At 31.3% G+C, this 17389-nt stretch carries 16 protein-coding genes; 6 read left to right on the top strand and 10 right to left on the bottom strand.

Annotation, left to right across the window (positions count from 1 at the left end):
* Positions 1-163: 163 nt before the first annotated feature.
* From yedE to BUA82_RS09270, 3 genes are read left to right on the top strand one after another with little or no spacing between them, the layout of a single operon-like run.
* Positions 164-1252 carry a YedE family putative selenium transporter gene (yedE, locus tag BUA82_RS09280; RefSeq protein WP_073006899.1) on the top strand — a complete coding sequence of 363 codons (1089 nt, stop codon included), beginning with the start codon at positions 164-166 and terminating at the stop codon, positions 1250-1252.
* The gene (locus tag BUA82_RS09275) at positions 1239-1445 is read left to right on the top strand and encodes a sulfurtransferase TusA family protein (protein ID WP_073006897.1); all 207 of its coding nucleotides are present in this window, start codon (positions 1239-1241) and stop codon (positions 1443-1445) included. The genes yedE and BUA82_RS09275 overlap by 14 nt, the downstream gene beginning before the upstream one ends.
* Before the next feature lie 13 nt (positions 1446-1458).
* Positions 1459-1695: a putative Se/S carrier protein gene (locus tag BUA82_RS09270; RefSeq protein WP_073006895.1), complete on the top strand. Its 237-nt coding sequence runs from the start codon at positions 1459-1461 to the stop codon at positions 1693-1695.
* Positions 1696-1796: 101 nt separating this feature from the next.
* Here the strand turns inward: BUA82_RS09270 and BUA82_RS09265 are convergent, their stop codons facing one another.
* The 3 genes from BUA82_RS09265 to pdxR all read right to left on the bottom strand — a co-directional run bounded on the left by BUA82_RS09265 (position 1797) and on the right by pdxR (position 4089).
* A complete protein-coding gene (locus tag BUA82_RS09265; protein ID WP_073006892.1) occupies positions 1797-2372 on the bottom strand; it encodes a 4Fe-4S binding protein in 576 nt (191 codons plus the stop codon).
* Complete coding sequence (locus BUA82_RS09260; protein WP_073006890.1) at positions 2366-2584, bottom strand: 4Fe-4S dicluster-binding protein; 219 nt, start codon at positions 2582-2584, stop codon at positions 2366-2368. Before BUA82_RS09260 ends, BUA82_RS09265 begins: the two co-directional genes overlap by 7 nt.
* Positions 2585-2682: 98 nt before the next feature.
* Positions 2683-4089, bottom strand: a complete 1407-nt coding sequence (gene pdxR / locus BUA82_RS09255; RefSeq protein ID WP_073006888.1) for a MocR-like pyridoxine biosynthesis transcription factor PdxR — start codon at positions 4087-4089, stop codon at positions 2683-2685.
* 157 nt (positions 4090-4246) lie between these two features.
* Here pdxR and pdxS point away from each other — a divergent pair, with 157 nt between their 5' ends.
* Together pdxS and pdxT are read left to right on the top strand one after the other, a co-directional pair.
* Positions 4247-5119 (top strand): pyridoxal 5'-phosphate synthase lyase subunit PdxS, encoded by an 873-nt coding sequence (pdxS, locus tag BUA82_RS09250; protein ID WP_073006885.1) that lies wholly within the window; start codon positions 4247-4249, stop codon positions 5117-5119.
* Between the two features lie 5 nt (positions 5120-5124).
* The gene (pdxT, locus tag BUA82_RS09245) at positions 5125-5688 is read left to right on the top strand and encodes a pyridoxal 5'-phosphate synthase glutaminase subunit PdxT (protein WP_073007202.1); all 564 of its coding nucleotides are present in this window, start codon (positions 5125-5127) and stop codon (positions 5686-5688) included.
* Positions 5689-5811: 123 nt separating this feature from the next.
* Here pdxT and BUA82_RS09240 read toward each other — a convergent pair whose 3' ends face one another.
* Positions 5812-7275, bottom strand: coding sequence for a glycoside hydrolase family 1 protein (locus BUA82_RS09240; RefSeq protein WP_073006883.1), 1464 nt, complete (start codon positions 7273-7275; stop codon positions 5812-5814).
* A gap of 28 nt (positions 7276-7303) precedes the next feature.
* The gene (locus tag BUA82_RS09235) at positions 7304-8713 is read right to left on the bottom strand and encodes a PTS transporter subunit EIIC (RefSeq protein ID WP_073006880.1); all 1410 of its coding nucleotides are present in this window, start codon (positions 8711-8713) and stop codon (positions 7304-7306) included.
* A 245-nt stretch (positions 8714-8958) separates the two neighbouring features.
* On the opposite strand from BUA82_RS09235, the gene BUA82_RS09230 reads away from it, so the two are divergent.
* Positions 8959-9966: an AraC family transcriptional regulator gene (locus BUA82_RS09230; RefSeq protein ID WP_073006877.1), complete on the top strand. Its 1008-nt coding sequence runs from the start codon at positions 8959-8961 to the stop codon at positions 9964-9966.
* A gap of 71 nt (positions 9967-10037) precedes the next feature.
* Here the strand turns inward: BUA82_RS09230 and BUA82_RS09225 are convergent, their stop codons facing one another.
* From BUA82_RS09225 to BUA82_RS09205, 5 genes are all read right to left on the bottom strand, one after another.
* Entirely contained in the window at positions 10038-11255 is a 1218-nt protein-coding gene (locus BUA82_RS09225; RefSeq protein ID WP_073006875.1) for an ROK family transcriptional regulator, read from the bottom strand.
* A gap of 146 nt (positions 11256-11401) precedes the next feature.
* The gene (locus BUA82_RS09220) at positions 11402-12769 is read right to left on the bottom strand and encodes a sulfatase family protein (RefSeq protein WP_073006873.1); all 1368 of its coding nucleotides are present in this window, start codon (positions 12767-12769) and stop codon (positions 11402-11404) included.
* A 30-nt stretch (positions 12770-12799) separates the two neighbouring features.
* Entirely contained in the window at positions 12800-14344 is a 1545-nt protein-coding gene (locus BUA82_RS09215) for a hypothetical protein (protein WP_242948949.1), read from the bottom strand.
* A gap of 347 nt (positions 14345-14691) precedes the next feature.
* A complete protein-coding gene (locus tag BUA82_RS09210; RefSeq protein ID WP_073006871.1) occupies positions 14692-16281 on the bottom strand; it encodes a PTS transporter subunit EIIC in 1590 nt (529 codons plus the stop codon).
* A 502-nt stretch (positions 16282-16783) separates the two neighbouring features.
* Complete coding sequence (locus BUA82_RS09205; RefSeq protein ID WP_073006868.1) at positions 16784-17203, bottom strand: gamma-glutamylcyclotransferase family protein; 420 nt, start codon at positions 17201-17203, stop codon at positions 16784-16786.
* Between the last annotated feature and the right edge of the window lie 186 nt (positions 17204-17389).

Genomic DNA, 17389 nt, shown 5'->3' with positions numbered 1-17389 from the left:
TAATTATATATTAGACCATTATTATAGTGATGTCTCGACAAATAATTAACAATCATTGATATTTTGTATAGGTATACATTTATCTATAAGTAATTTCTATTTAACACAATTTGTATAAGTTGTTACTATTAAAGAGAACTAATAAATTTTAGGGGGAAGTGTAATGAAAGAAAAGAGAGGTATTATTTTAACAGGAGCCATAGTAGGGATTCTTTCCGTACTGCTGGTTTATTTCGGAAATCCTAAAAATATGGGAGTATGCATTGCATGTTTCGTAAGAGACATAGCAGGTGCAGTGGGTCTTCACAGAGCTGGTGTGGTCCAGTACATTAGACCTGAAGTAATAGGTATAGTATTAGGAGCCTTTATAATGGCCATAGCTAGTAAGGAGTTTGAAACCAAGGGAGGCTCTTCACCTTTTATACGATTTATTCTTGGATTTATTGTTATGATAGGTGCATTAATGTTCTTAGGATGTCCTTTAAGAATGGTTTTAAGACTAGGCGGCGGAGACCTAAATGCTATATTAGGTTTAGCAGGGTTTGCTGTAGGTATTACAGTGGGAATCTTCTTCTTAAATAAGGGTTTTAGTTTAAAAAGAAACTATAAACTAAATAAATTTGAAGGCTACCTATTTCCAGCAGTAAATGTGGCATTATTAGCATTATTAATTGCTGCTCCAGTATTTATTTTTTTTAGTAAAGAGGGTCCAGGAGCTTCCCATGCTGCTATATGGATTTCTTTAGCTGTAGGCTTAGTAGTAGGTGTGCTTTCACAAAAAACCAGATTATGTATGGTAGGTGGAATAAGAGATTTAATATTATTTAAGGATACATATTTAATTTCAGGATTTATTTCTATTTTTGTATTTACTACCCTAGGAAACTTACTTTTAAATTTTTATAACTTCGGATTTGCTAATCAGCCTATCGCTCATACCGACGGTGTATGGAACTTTCTTGGCATGGTATTAGTAGGATGGGGTTCCATTCTTTTAGGAGGATGTCCTCTAAGACAGCTAATACTATCCGCAGAAGGAAATATAGATTCTGTGATGGCGGTATTAGGAATGTTAGTGGGAGCTGCTTTCACTCACAACTTCAATTTAGCTTCTAGCGCTAAGGGTCCTACTTTTAATGGTAAGGTAGCAGTGTTAATAGGGTTTGTCATAGTTCTTGTAATTTCTTATGTAAGCATAGAGAAAACCTCAAATGTTAAAATAAAAGGAGATGTGAAAGTTGGAGCAAATTAACGCAGTAGGAATGTCTTGTCCTCAACCAGTACTTATGACTAAAAAAGCTTTAGAAAATAGTCCTAAAGGTATAGAAGTTTTAGTAGATAATAATACTGCAAAACAAAACGTATCAAGATTTGCTAAAAATTCAGGCTATAAAGTAGACGTAGAAGAAAAGGGAGATAACTACCTTTTAATAATAAAAAAATAAGGATGCATTCACCATGGAATATATAGCAGTATTTTTTACACACTCAGGAGCTTTAAAATATAATAAATTTTTAAAAGGCAAAAATATTTCTTCACAGCTTATGCCTGTACCTAGAAAGCTATCTTCTAACTGCGGCATAGGAGTTAAGTTTAATTACATTTCAGATATTAGTACCATAATATCTGAAGATATAGAAAAATTATTTTCTATAGACCATGAAGAAAGCAAGCTTATATATGCCTGTGATTAGCCCTCTACTAAAGTTTAATACCCATAAAGAGTCTTAATAATAAGCCTTTATGGGTATTTTTTATTATCATTATAAACACATTTTAAAAAATTTCTTTTAATTTATTTATTTTTTACTTTACATATGCTTTGAGTCATAGTACCCATAGGACAATATACACACCAAGATCTTGGTTTATATAACAGCATAGTAATTATCCCCAGGATAGTAGATGTGAGCATTAGGCTAAAAAAACCAAAAGCAAATTGAGCTATCCAGGGTGAAACCATGGAAGTATTAACAAAATTCCAAGGAAGTCTCCATGTCCACAACAAAGTAATTGCTTTTCTTAAGTTACGTTCTCCCTGCAAAACCATATAGGTATTAAATAGCATTAAAGAAAACATAGTTAAGAAAAAAGATAGGAATCCATACCTAAACCACTTGCTCCTTAAAAACTTTGGAATACTTTTATTTCTAGAAAACTTTAGTTTGTTTCCTAAAAAATCTAATAGTTGACCCCTTCCACAATACTTATTACAATAAGCTTTTTCTCCTCCTGCAAGAGAGATAATCAAGGGCACTAAAAAGCATATTAGCCCTAACCAAGCAAATAAAATATTAAAAAAGCCTAAAATTAGATATAACGAGGAAACTATCCACATATACTCATAAATAGGTTTCTTTTTAATTAACATTTAATTTCCTCCTTTATATGCATTTTAATTACTGAAGCTGGGCATATTTTCTCACATTTTCCACAACCTACACATTTGTTTTTATCTACACTTGCAAAAATTCCTTTCTCGATTTTAATGGCCTTTAACGGACAAACCTTGACACAGCATCCACAAGCTACACATTCCTGTTCAGCTATAGTTGCGAACTTTTTTACTGCACTCTTTTTCAAAAAAATACCCCCTCAACATTATACCTACGAGGGGTATTATACAATAATTATCTCATTTCATCAAGTACCCCATATGGGTATTTATTATCCACGGCCAATTATTTAATTTTCCAACATTCTTTTAGCAATTCCACCGCTTTAACAATGTCCCCTTCTATCATGGTGGCATAGCCTAATAAAATTAGTGGTTCTTCCTTAATATAACTTTTATCCACGTAGTATTTTGATATTCCATAAACTTTTATTCCTATCTTTAACGCTGAAGATATAAGTTCTTGCTCTGTCATTCCATTATTTATCTTTAATAGTACATGCAATCCTGCATCTGCACCAATGACTTGTACATTTCCCATTAACTTAGAAATACTATCCACCAGTATCTCTCTTTTCTTTTTATATACATTTCTCATTTTATTTAGATGTCTTTCAAAATAACCCTTTTGAATAAAGTTATATAAGACTTTTTGTTCTATAATAGGTACTGGACAAAATATATAGGAAAGATTCTCCTTATATTTTTTCATAAGCTTAGGAGGCAGCACCATATAGCTGATTCTAAGAGAGGGGGATAAGGATTTAGAAAAGGCTCCCATGTATATAACTTTTCCGTTGGTATCTAAACCTTGCAAGGCTGGGATAGGCTTACCGCTGTATTTAAATTCGCTGTCGTAATCATCCTCAATTATATATCTATTATCCTCTTCATTGCCCCAATTAAGTAATTGAATTCTCCTATTAATAGGCATAATGCTACCTGAAGGAAATTGATGTGCTGGAGTTATACATAGTATATTAGCTTTACTTTTAATTATCTCTTCTAAACTCATGCCGCTTTTATCAATTTTTATGGGTTTAAATTTAGCTCCGTTGCTCTTAAATAATAAATTTAACTTTTCATAGCCTGGATTTTCTAAGCCGTATACACTAGATTTGTTAAACATCTGAATCAATATTTGAAACAAATACTCAGTACCAGAGCTTACTATTATATCTTCAAAGGTACAGTTTACCCCTCTAGATTGTCTAAGATATTCTGCAATGCTCTTCCTTAAGCTAGCATTGCCTTGAGAATCTCCTATCTTTAATAGTTCTTTATCATATTCATTAATAACATCCTTTGTTATTTTTCTCCATATTCCAAAAGGAAAGTTCTCCGTGTCCACTCCATGATAGGAAAAATCAAATTTCACTGCTTTTTTACTGGCTGCATTTTCTGGCACATTTATTTCTTGAGAAACCTGCAGCTTTATAATATTGTCTAGCTTACAAACAAAAAAACCTCTCCTAGCTTTTGGAATAACATAACCTTCTTCTATAAGCTGGTCATAAGCGCTTTGTATAGTATTTTGGCTGATATTTAAATGTTCCGATAACTTTCTTTTAGAAGGAAGCTTTGTATCAAAAGGAATATTTCCTGACTGAATTTCAGATTTTATATAATTATATAACTGAAGATAAATAGGAATTTCTATATCTTCATTAATGGTAAAGGTAAGCATATTCATGGTTTCTCCCCCTTTGAGATATCTTTAAGTTAAATATATAATTCTTTTAAACTGATACCATTATATTAACATATTTTGATACTTTGTACACTATCAGTTTTAATATATAATAATGGCTGAGAGGAAAATTTGTTAATATTTTCAAAGGAGTGAGTTTATGAGTAATCGTTATGAATTAAACAAGAATTTAGCTCAAATGCTAAAGGGTGGAGTTATTATGGATGTGACCACCCCTGAACAAGCAAAGATAGCTGAGGCTGCAGGAGCTTGCGCTGTTATGGCTTTAGAAAGAATACCTGCAGATATTCGTGCCGCTGGGGGAGTTTCAAGGATGAGCGATCCTAAAATGATTAAGAGTATTCAAGAAGCGGTATCTATTCCTGTTATGGCAAAGGTTCGTATCGGCCATTTTGTAGAAGCACAAATTTTAGAAGCTATTGAAATTGATTTTATAGATGAAAGTGAAGTGCTTTCTCCTGCAGATGATAAATATCACATAGACAAAACAAAGTTTGATGTACCTTTTGTATGCGGTGCAAAGGACTTAGGAGAAGCATTAAGAAGGGTTAAAGAAGGTGCTTCCATGATTAGAACCAAAGGTGAGCCAGGCACTGGAGATATAATCCAAGCAGTAAGGCATATGAGAAAAATAAATGAAGAAATAAGACATCTTCAAAACATGAGAGAGGATGAACTTTTTCAAGCTGCCAAGGAATTACAGGTGGATTATGAATTAGCTAAATACGTTCATGATAATGGTAAACTTCCTGTGGTTAACTTTGCTGCTGGTGGTGTTGCCAGTCCTGCAGATGCAGCCTTAATGATGCAATTAGGCGCTGAAGGAGTATTTGTAGGCTCTGGAATATTTAAATCTGGTAATCCTGAAAAAAGAGCCCAAGCTATTGTAAAAGCTGTTACCAATTATAAGGATGCAAAGTTAATTGCTGAACTATCAGAAGATTTAGGAGAAGCCATGGTAGGAATTAATGAGGATGAAATACAGTTAATTATGGCCGAAAGAGGTATATAATGTCCATTAAAATAGGAGTATTAGCTGTACAAGGTGCCTTTATAGAACACATTAATGCTTTAAAGAAGCTTAATGTAGAGGCTGTGGAAATTAGGCAGCTATCTGACTTAACTAATAATGAGATTCATGGATTAATTTTACCTGGTGGAGAAAGCACCGTTATGGGAAAATTGCTTAAAGAGCTGAATATCTTTGGAGAAATGCAAAAGCTAATAAAAGATGGACTGCCTGTTCTAGGAACCTGTGCTGGAGTTATACTATTAGCTAAGACCATTGCCAATGATGAAAAAACTCATCTTTCCACCATGGATATTACAGTAAAAAGAAATGCCTACGGCCGTCAGCTTGGAAGCTTTAAAACCTTAGGCAATTTTAAAGGCATTGGCGAAATCCCTATGACCTTTATAAGAGCTCCCTATATAGAAAGGGTTTCAGAAAATGTTGAAGTTTTATCTGTAGTCAATAATCAAATAGTAGCAGCAAAACAAGATAATATGATAGTTACCACCTTCCATCCGGAATTAACAGAGGATTTAAAGGTCCATGAGTATTTTGTAGAAAGCATTTAAATAAAATTTATGACATGCTAACACCATAGAAAATATAGGCAGGAGACTTATAATAGTCCTCTGCCTATATTTATTAAAATCTTGGTTAAAATTCTCTATTTCATTAATAGCTTTAAGATCCTTCTATATTAGCTTTTCACCATTAGATTCTATTACTTTTTTGTACCAGTAAAATGAATCTTTTCTTATTCTATCTAGTGTTCCATTTCCATGGTCATCTTGATCTACATATATAAAACCATATCTTTTTGACATCTGTGAAGTTCCGCAGGATACTAAATCTATGCATCCCCAAGTGGTATACCCTATTATTTCTACACCATCTTCTATGGCATCGGCCATAGCTGAGATATGTTTTCTTAAGTAATCTATTCTATAATCATCATGAATTTTACCATCCACTACTTTATCATGAGCTCCAAGTCCATTTTCTACTGGCCATAAAGGAATTTGATATCTATCATATAGCTTATTTAATACAATTCTAAAACCTATTGGATCTATGGGCCAATCCCATTCACTAATTTCTAAATTTGGATTTTTAAGAGGGCTATCTAGCCTTCCTGCTATATCTCTCATATCTTCCCTATGTTCCGTCATATGAGTCATATAATAGCTGAATGCTACATAATCTGAGGTTCCATTTTTTAAAATCTCATTGTCTCCCTCTTGCTGTACTATATTGATGTTATTTTCTTTAAAATATCTTATCATGTAGCTTGGATAATATCCTCTAACTTGTACATCTGGATAAAATAAATTTATTTGTCCTGCCTTTAATGAAGCTAATTGATCTTCAGGTTTGCTTGTTGCGGCGTAGGACTCAATAGCATTTATCATGCAGCCGAACTTAAAATCCTTACTAATTTTTCTTCCATTGCTTATGGTCATAGCCTGTGCTAAAAATTGATGATGAGAAGTTTGATAGGCTGCTTGTATAACATTTGTAACCTTATCTTCTAAAACCCCTGCACCTGTATAAATACTGTTTAAATTCATATTCATTTCATTGAAAGGTATCCAATATTTCACCTTGTCCTTATACCTTTCCATAATGGCTGTTGTATATTTTATAAATAGGGGTATTAATTCTCTACTCATCCAGCCATTATATCTTTTAGTTAATTCAATAGGCATTTCATAGTGGGACATGGTTACAAGGGGCTCTATATTATATTTTTTCAATTCATCAAATACATCATCATAGAATTTTAACCCTTCTTCATTTGGTTCATCTTCTAGACCTGTTGGGAAAATTCTTGCCCAAGAAATTGATAATCTAAACACTTTAAATCCCATTTCCGCAAAAAGTCTTATATCTTCTTTATATCTATGATAAAAATCTATACCTCTTCTTTTAGGAAAGTTATACTTTTCAGGATTTAGTAAATATTTTTCCAATTCTTCACTAGAAACGTTAAAAGTAAAATTATTAACTCTGCCTTCCCCATAAGGATCTTTATAAGCTGCCATATCGGAAGTGGATAATCCTTTACCCCCTTCTAGATAAGCACCTTCTATTTGGTTCGCTGCTGTTGCTCCACCCCATAAAAAGTTTTTTGGAAATTCTGTCCTTACTTTATGCATTAAATTACCTCCTGTATATTTTACTAGTTTAATTTTTATTTATTTTTGTAGCTTTATTACCTAATGTCAGTGTTAAAACAAATGATATTGTAAAGGATGCTATAATCCCTAAAATCGCTATTATAAAGTTCTTAGGGCTTCCATCTGGAGATACATAGGTAGGAAGAGCTATAAGTCCAGGTAAAACAAAACCATAAGCTTTTAAACCTAATACTACAACCGCAGCTCCCACAATTCCTCCAGAGATCATAGCTGCATAAAATGGTTTTTTCTGTTTTAAGTTAACACCAAACATAGCTGGTTCTGTAATTCCTAAAAGTGCAGATATTCCACTGGATACACCTACAGACTTTAATTCCTTATCTTTGCTTCTAAAAGCTACTGCAAATACTGCACCTGCCTGAGCCATATTGGTAATTAAATTTATCACTAGATATCCCGGCTCATATCCAAAGGTGGAAAGGTTTTGAATCATTATTGGGAAAAGTGCATAATGCATGCCTGTCATTACTATGAAGGGATTAAATGCTCCCAATAAAAGTCCTGCCACTATACCTGCATGATTGAATAGCCAATTTACACCAATTGCTAAATAATTTCCCAAATATGAACCTATAGGTGCTATAAATGCTAACACCAAAGGAATAGTTATTAACATTGTTAATGTAGGTGTAATTACTAGTTTTACAGTCTTAGGAATATATCTATCTATAGCCTTATATATATAGCTCATCAAAATAACACTTAATATAATTGGAAATACCGATGAGCTATAGTTAACTATTTGAATAGGTATGGATAAAAAGCTTATGGATTTAACTTGTCCAGCTTTTGCTAGATCCAGTATGGTAGGGTACATTAAAGCACCTGCTACAACAATTCCTAAATATTCATTTACATCAAACTTTCGTGCTACTGAAACTGCTAATAAAAATGGTAAAAAGTAAAAGGCTGAATCTGCTACAATATTTAATATTTGATAAGTGCCGCTTTCCCCAGATACCCATCCTGCTACCATTAATATAGCCAATATCCCTTTCATCATACCTGCACCGATTATGGCTGGTAAAATAGGTTGAAAGGCGCTGGCTATTATATCTAAGATAGAACTTATGATATTCTTATGCTCTTTATTCTCTTTAGCTTCTTTAGAAATTTTTTCTTCTTTAGCTTCTTTCTTACTTTCATCATCTAATCCTAATATATTTGCTACTTCCACATATACGTTTTTCACGTTATTCCCTATTATCACTTGAAACTGTCCATTTTGATACCTGGTACCTATAACTCCATTTAAGTTCCCTATAGCTTCACTGTCCGCCTTGCTATCATCCTTTAAATTAAATCTAAGCCTGGTGATACAATGTATAGCTTTTGTAATATTTTCTTCCCCGCCAGATAATTGAATAATTTTTTCAGCTAATTCTCTATTTTCCATAGAAATTGCCCCCGCTTTCATTTTAATTCGTACATATTTTTTTTAAAAAATTACTTTTTTCACTTAGTGAAATACTTGACCTAGGCAGTACTTACATACAAATAGGGATAATTAGTTTATAATAATAAGTAGAAAACATATATTTTTTACTTTCAATGTTATTATACTGATACTAATGTATGGAAACAATTACACAAAAACAGATACTCACTTACAAAATAACAGATTTATATTAGGGGGTAAAAATGAATTATCAAGAATTAGATTCCTATTTAAGGAAGATAACTCCTAGTGAAAAATGGCATTTAGAAAATCCCAATAAGTTAAGTAAATTTTATAAGAAAGTACACAAGGTAAGTATAGATGATTTTTTGGTGTATTTATTTGACTTTGGACTAAAATTTAAAAAAGAAAATATAACCTTAAGCAAAGATACTAGATTTACCCATATTCCAAAGCATGTGCATGCAGATATGGAGTTGAACTACGTATACTCTGGTTCATGCACCTATGATATTGGAGGTAAAAAGGTAGTATTAAATGAAGGGGATTTATGTTTATGCGATACCCATGTAGTTCACAGCTCCAAAGCAATAGGAGAAAATGATATAGTGGTAAATATAGCCATGACAGAATCCTTTTTCACCACCAGCTTTCTTACTAGGCTTTCTAATGAAGGTATCATTACCAGCTTCTTAATAGATTCCCTATTAGAAAATAAGAGTCATAGTAAATACATAGTTTTCCGCCCCAATAAAAAATCTAAAATAGATATTTTAATAAAAAATTTAATGTGCGAATATTTTCATAGGGATATTGGCTACAATGAAGTTTTAAATTCTTATATGATAATCATTTTTTCAGAGTTGGTAAGAATATTTAATGAAAATAACTCCAGCGAGCATGATTTAGAAGATAAAAAATCTGATAACATTATTAATATACTTAAATACATAGAAAATAATTATAATCACTGTACTCTAAGCACTACCGCTAAACATTTTTGTTATAATTCAAATTACTTAGGTAATCTCCTTAAAAATAAAACTGGGAAAAGCTTTAGCCAATTAAAGATGGAACATAGAATGAAACAAGCTGTTATACTTATAAGACACTCGGAGATGCCCATATACGAAATAGCTGTAGAAGTAGGTTTCTCAAATCTAGGCTACTTTTATAAGACTTTCAAAAACACCTTTAATAAAAGCCCTCAAGAATATAGGGATAACTATCTTATGAAAAATGAATATTAAATTTAAGAGACTATTTAAAAGTGATTTTATAATCATTTCTAAATAGTCTCTTTTTACATTATAAAAATATATTAATTATAAAATTCGTTAGATAGAACTAAAGCTATGGCACCTGTATAAATTGGATATTTATCTATATCACTTTTATAAAACATTTCTTTACTAAATCGTTTATTGCTCAATTCATACACATTTTTATAAAATACTTTATTTATATTTTCATTTGAAAATCCCTCACCAGTTAAGAATATTCCATTAGGATCAATGAACTTTATTATATTAACTAGAATAGATGCAATATAATAATATTTTTCGTTAATTATTTCAACTACATTGGGATCTCGCTGATCATATGACCAATAAACATCCTCCATGGTTAATTTATCTTTATTTCCATCTATTCTTTGAAACAAAAGAGGCATATTTTCTTCAGTTATTACCTCCTTTAATTCATGGAGAATTCTTTCAAAGCTTACTACTGCTTCTAAACAATTTATATCTCCACATCTACACTGTATAACACTAGGGCTGTTTACCCTTAAGTGAGACAATTTTCCCGCTCTATTATTCATTCCTTCATATACATTTCCGTTAATCACTACTACAGAACCTATTCTTGGACCATATTTTATAAAAATAAAATTTTCTTTGTTTATTAAATTTTTTTCCAACATTTGGTGTGCTAACACATAACTGTGTATATTATTTATAACATGAACAGGTAAATTAAAGTGTGTTTTTATTATTTCTCTTACGTTTACAGGGCTGTTCCATAACCCTTGAGGATTTATGCTAATACCATTTACAGTATCTACAATACCTATGATAGCAACGCCTATTCCTATTATATCTTTCTCTTCAAGGATTTTTTCCTTCATTGCCTTTTTTATTTCTTCGCATATAGATTTAAACATCAAATTAATATCTATATCTTTATCATAAATATATTTATCTTCAAATATAGGTGTAGCATTAAGATTTGTAATTCCAACACTCACCACTATCTTACCGTCAATTAAATGAATATTTAAGCCTATGACTTTTTTGTAATCGTAATTTAAGCTTATTAGAACCTTCTTTCTTCCTACTTTATTATCCTCTTTTTTACCTATGGTTTTTAAAATACCTTCAGCAATCATTTCATTGGTAATATTAGTAATAGAAGTAGCTGTAATTCCTAATATTGCAGCCATATCCTTCTTAGGAATAGAACCTTTTTCATTGATTATATTTAAAACAGCTTTTTGATTATTTTGTTTTAAATGCTGCATATTCTTTCCTATAGTCAATCAAAACACCACCTATCGTTGTGTATACAACAATTCTCTCTTTAGCTAATATTATCATACTTTATCAATTATTTTAAGATATTAAATATTGTTTAACTAACAACAGATTAGCTCTGCAGTTTGCAGAGCTAATCTGTTACAATTTTTTAATCAGGATAAGAATCATAATCTTCCTTATTCTTTGAACCTGGTGAAATACAATATTTTTTATTTACCTTAGAACCCTTTGGAATAGCTAATTTTCCATTTAATATATCGTCTTTAGTATCAACCTGCCATCTATTTAGTTTTTCCTTTAATTCCATTAGTGTATTTTGATAGAACCCTTCATTTACTAAATTTCTTTTTTCATAAGGATCAAAGTATAAGTCATATAAAGCCTCTCTATCCTTTTTCATATCCATGAGTCCATGGTCCAACAGCAACTTTTTAGGTTGAGAATCGTCTATATTTGAATAATTATATTTTAAATAGTCATTATCAAAATACTTTATATATTTATATCTTTTAGTCCTTATACATCTTGCAGGTTCGTAGGAAGTATGAAAATTAATTTCCGCATAAATTTCTTCTCTAACGCTTTCTTCTTTTCCTTCTATAAGAGATGAGAAAGAAATTCCTTGAAGCCATTTCGGCTTAGGAATACCGACGACATCACATAAGGTAGGAAAAATATCTACCTGGGAAATCATTGAATCAATTACTTTCCCTTGTTCTTTCTGCCTTGGATCTCTTAAAATTAATGCTACTCCTATACCTGAGTCAAACAATGTACATTTATTAAAAGGATTAGCTATACCATGATCTGTTGTAAATATTATCACAGTATTATTATATATTCCTCCAACCTTCAAAGCATCTAATACAATTTTAATACATTCATCTGCTTTTTTAGCAGATGTTAAGTACCTAGCTGTATCTCTTCTATTCTCCTCAGTATCCTTTGTCATAGGAGGTAAAGCAACATACCTCTCATCTATTTCATCATCAATTTTTTCTGGATATTTTCTATGAGTTGAAAACATTCCAAAGGATAAAAAGAATTTCTCTCCGGTTTTAGACTTTTTTATTATATAATCAGCTGCAGATTTAGCATTTTTCAAATCCCAATCTACCATTTCTCCTTCTTCTTTAGTCTCAGGTTCTTTGGTTAAATTAACATCATATCCTATTATTTTTGCTGCTTTCTCATACTCCGTCCAAATAGCAGCTTCATGCTGTACCCCAGACAATGCAGTTTCATAATTAAAGTTTTTAAGATATTGAGCCATATGTTTTGAGTAATCATTTATTTTAAACCCTCTATGGGCTAGCCCTAACATTCCATTGCTATGAGGATACATTCCAGTAAGTAAAGCAGCCCTGCTAGGGGAACAAGTAGGTGCTGTACAAAATGCTTGTCTAAATACTGTAGCATCCTTAGCAAAATCTAGTAAATTGTCTGTAGGTACATTATGTCCATAAGGTTTAAGAAATGTACCTGAATCATGGGTATGCATATAAACTATATTCATACTATCATCTTCCTTTATCCTATAATCTTATTATTCTACCCATATTGGTGAAGACCAAGCTAAATTTCCATCTCTTTGATATACTTTAATTAAGTAATAATCCTTTTTCTTTTTCTTATCCAGTGTAGTAGTGTTCCATTTTACCTTATATCCGATATCTGGAGTTCCTCTATTTATCCTTATTTTATATGCATTATGATAAAATGGGTCGCTTCTATAATAGTCTTCAAATCCAAAAACTTCCTTTGCTAAAGCTTTTGATTCCTCTAATAAAGCAATAACTTCAGTGTTTTCTAAAATTTTATTTACTTTAATCTTATATTCCTTTTCATCCACCTTTAATATAATTTCAGAATCTATAGGCGCTTTTATTTCAAATATAAATCCTTCTGTAGTTACTGGTGAGGGGCCCATCCACTTACCACTTTGAGAGGTTTTATACGTAGTTAATTCAAAATCACACTTATTAGTTTCTTTCCAATTTAGCTTTTGTCCATGAGATGTCCAGCATTTTTCTATATCTAATATTTCACCCGAGGTTTCCAAACTTCCCTTCCATACTTTGCTAGTAATATTAGGGTAAGTTCTAAGATCAGGACCCCAGCCAAATTCTATCTTAAATTTAAAAGTTACAGTATTCCTTAATTCTGTTTCTTCCCATTTTCCAGAATGAGTGTATTCATCAACTAAAATATTGTTTCTTAATAACTCTATTCTGTTTATTGCATCTCCGGCTTCTACTTCTATACTGTGGTTATAAGGTGGTTCAGCTTTAATCTTATCTCCCATAATAGCATTATTTAAACTATATTTTAATTTTATTTTGTTTCCTGTTACACCATATACATGTCTTTTTAATAGTGCTTCCCATATCTTTTCTTTTGTTGAGTCTTCTGAATAACAAGCCATGTACCCATGTCCATACATAGCTGGGACAGAATGATTATCTCCAGATGCGATAATTCCCACTTCATTACCTAAAGCTAAGCCATCAAAAACTGATGTTCCTCCGGTTCTTGGTCCCATATGAATATGTCTTGTCATTGGAGTGTCTGTATAACCACTTTCAGAAGAACCATGTGAGGAATATATTTCTGCGAAAGGAGAATATTCTGGATTGTGAGTGCTCCAATTCTTTCCTCTATGTCCTAAAGAATAAGCCAAATGATGAGGTATTGCTATAGCTTTTCCTTTAGGAAGAGCCTTACATAAATCTTCATATCTATTAGGTGCATGGAGTTCTCCTTCTTCATCTAAATAAAAGACATTATGATCTCCATCCAACCCAGCTCCTTGCCATTCATACCCTATTAACATTGGAAAATTCTTATTTTCCATATTAACCTTTTTTGTAAAGGCTTTAATCTGCTCCCAATCCTTATCTCTGATTTCTTTTTCATATATATCTTCTACACCTAAACCACTTTTATCTTTTCTCATATAAAATGGATAGTAAGCTATAGGCCAAAAATCAATAATTTCTTTGGCATGATTATACCAACTTTCTAACTCTTCCATTTGATGATGATGTAGATTCGTATGTAAATCTGACCATAATAATTTATAATCTTTCAATATAAACACCTCTTTTTCTTTTTTGTTATTATTCTATTTTAAATTCTATATATATCTAATCAATACTTGGTAGGTATGCTTAGGCATTCTCCAAAATAAACATATTAATTAGTTATTTTCAAAAATTAAATTTTAGCTTATACTAATATTATTTTTTATCTAAATAGATATTTTAAAATGGATGGCTTAAATATATAATTTTAACGTTTTCTAAGTACACTTTATCTTTTCCCTAAGAAGCACACAGCTTTTCTTCAATTATATATTTTGTACATAGTACTTCTAAGGTCCTATATATTTAAGCCATCTTATAAACTAGTATTATAAATATAATTTTATAACCTTTATTAAATACTTAGCATATATTTTTCTACTTCATTTCTTATTATATTTACTGTGGGTCCGTAAACTACTTGTACGGACTTGCCTTTTTTAATCACTCCATAGGCTCCGGTACTTTTTAATAATGCCTCATTAATTTTTCCTTCATCTTTTACAGTAACCCTTAGTCGTGTAGCACAATTATCTAGATCTATAATGTTTTCTTTTCCACCTAACCCCTTTATTATAGATTCTTCCTTTTCACCATTAGAAGATTTAGTTTCCATTATTTCTTTACCTTCTAAGCTATCATCTTCTGCTCTTCCCGGTGTTTTATAATTAAACTTTATAATAAGCCATTTAAATGTTAAGTAATAAATAATTGCTAAAGGTATACCTATTATTAATATCCATATATACCCTGTCTTAGCATTTCCCTGCATAACACCAAAGAGACCAAACTCTATAGCTCCAGCGGAAAATGTTGATCCTATAGTTACTCCAACAAGTGAGGTTATTACAAAACATAAGGCAAAGAATACTGCACTAACCCCAAACAATACTGGTGAAGCAAATAATAAGGCAAAATCTATAGGTTCTGTTACTCCTGTTATAAAAGAGGTCAAAGCCGCAGATAATAAAAATCCTATAGTAGCTTTACGCTTATTTTTATCAGGAATAGCATGATACATCGCTAGACACACTGCTGGCAAACCTATCATAATATGTAAGTAACGTCCGCTATTAAATTTAGCTAAATTATAGAAGAATTTTGTTGTAGATGGGTCCCCTAATTGAGCAAGGAAAATTGTTTGAAAACCTTCATAAGCTTTTCCACCTACTTCTAGTGTTCCTCCCAAGGCAGTAGTCCAAAATGGTAAGTAGAATACATGATGCAAACCTAGAGGAAGTAGTGCACGTAATATTAATCCGTAAATGAATGATCCTAAAATACCTGTACTATTTACAATGGAGCCAACAGATGCAATACCTTTTCCGAAGAAAGGCCATATAATAAATAATATTGCTCCTAAAACAACTGCTGCTACAGAAGTAACTATGGGTACAAATCTAGATCCGCCAAAAAAAGCTAGATATACTGGTAACTTAATTTCACAATACTTATTATGTAACCAAGCAGCCATAAGCCCAACAAGAATTCCACCAAAAATTCCTGTCTGTAAGGTTACTGTACCTAACACATTTCCTTGCCCTAGTAGACGCAAGTCTGTGCCTGCAGGAGCTATCTTACCTGTTACAACTAATAAAGCATTAATAGTGCAATTCATAATGAAAAATCCAATAACAGAAGCTAATCCTGCAGTACCTTTATCAGTTCTTGCAAGACCTACTGCAATACCTATTGCAAATATAAGTGGTAGTGCACTAAAAACTCCATTACCTGCTGCATTCATTATTTTAAATATAGCTTGTATAGTTTTGTTGTTTAGTAATGGATAGGTTTTAACTATGGTAGGATTAGATAATGCTGCAGATACTCCTAAAAAAAGTCCTGCTACAGGTAAAATTGCTATTGGTAATAATATTGCTTTACCAAGTCTTTGTCCTAAGTCGAATAATTGATCTTTAAAACTAGTTTTTTCCCCTTTTAACATAGCTTTCCCCCGTCATATTATATTTCATTAACATAATAAACTAATGAATGTATCCCGGGTACATTTACAGTGCTTATATGTTAATGTTTACACTTAAATTCTATTAAATTTTTTCTTACATGTCAATATAATTACTAAAGTTTTTTTATTAATTATTATAAATTTATTTCGTTTTACTTTTTATTCACCCTATTATATCATTTAAGCTCTAACTTCCTTCATCAAATTTGTTAAATAAGATGTGTTTTTTTCTAATTAATAAAAAGAGTTTATTAATTGCCAATCCATACCTCTTTTCTATCTTTAGCTTTATAATAATGTCTTTTAAAAATCTTAATAAAAAAAAGAACTAGGTATTAATGAAATACACAAAAAAGTTAGATGCTATAACTAACTTTTGGAGCATATTTCTACATTACATAGTTCTTTGTTATAATTAATAAATTTTATGTACTTTTATAGAATATGTATTTAATTTATCTTTTCAGTTTAACTAACCTAATTATAAAATTTTCTTTGTTTCCTCTAATGCTTTTTCTAAACATGTAACTGCTAGTTCCCAATCCTTATATCCATCTACTATTATTTGATAATATGGCTGCTCTGGTTTGTCTATATCCTTCTTAACCATGACATAAACAAAGGCTTCATACCTTTTACCAAGGTCATCTTCAACAGTGACATTTATTTTGGTATAAAGATCTGGATACTCTTCATACTCGTCAAGATTTTTTATATCATTTTCAGATACTTCATAAATTGCACCTTGAACTATATCACCTTTACTTTCTATTATATCAGCGAAGTGATTAAATACCAGCTTATAATCTTTAAGGCTTACCCTTGCAACTGGAATTGAATCAGCACATCTCTTTTTCATTTGAAGAATATTAAGGTTGCTTCCGTAAGCAAAATATAACATTGTAAATACCTGCCTTCCTCGTTAGACTTGTGATTCATAAATACTGAAATAGTAAAATAATTTTTTACTATTTCTATTTTAGCTTACTATTACAGCTTATTCAATTACTTAATTTGTTTCAGTTTATAGTCTTACCAAATAATCCTACAGTATATACTGAACAACTTCAATTAACATATATTATTT

The organism is Clostridium amylolyticum (assembly GCF_900142075.1).
GTDB classification, from domain to species: Bacteria; Bacillota; Clostridia; order Clostridiales; family Clostridiaceae; genus Clostridium_AA; species Clostridium_AA amylolyticum.
This window is presented reverse-complemented; position numbering and strand designations above follow the sequence as displayed.

Bases quoted from the DNA above. Each gene is read 5' to 3' on its own strand.
- yedE (WP_073006899.1), top strand. From the start codon at position 164: ATGAAAGAAAAGAGAGGTATTATTTTAACAGGAGCCATAGTAGGGATT.
- BUA82_RS09270 (WP_073006895.1), top strand. From the start codon at position 1,459: ATGGAATATATAGCAGTATTTTTTACACACTCAGGAGCTTTAAAATAT.
- BUA82_RS09265 (WP_073006892.1), bottom strand. From the start codon at position 2,372: ATGTTAATTAAAAAGAAACCTATTTATGAGTATATGTGGATAGTTTCC.
- pdxR (WP_073006888.1), bottom strand. From the start codon at position 4,089: ATGAATATGCTTACCTTTACCATTAATGAAGATATAGAAATTCCTATT.
- pdxS (WP_073006885.1), top strand. From the start codon at position 4,247: ATGAGTAATCGTTATGAATTAAACAAGAATTTAGCTCAAATGCTAAAG.
- BUA82_RS09240 (WP_073006883.1), bottom strand. From the start codon at position 7,275: ATGCATAAAGTAAGGACAGAATTTCCAAAAAACTTTTTATGGGGTGGA.
- BUA82_RS09235 (WP_073006880.1), bottom strand. From the start codon at position 8,713: ATGGAAAATAGAGAATTAGCTGAAAAAATTATTCAATTATCTGGCGGG.
- BUA82_RS09230 (WP_073006877.1), top strand. From the start codon at position 8,959: ATGAATTATCAAGAATTAGATTCCTATTTAAGGAAGATAACTCCTAGT.
- BUA82_RS09220 (WP_073006873.1), bottom strand. From the start codon at position 12,769: ATGAATATAGTTTATATGCATACCCATGATTCAGGTACATTTCTTAAA.
- BUA82_RS09210 (WP_073006871.1), bottom strand. From the start codon at position 16,281: ATGTTAAAAGGGGAAAAAACTAGTTTTAAAGATCAATTATTCGACTTA.
- BUA82_RS09205 (WP_073006868.1), bottom strand. From the start codon at position 17,203: ATGTTATATTTTGCTTACGGAAGCAACCTTAATATTCTTCAAATGAAA.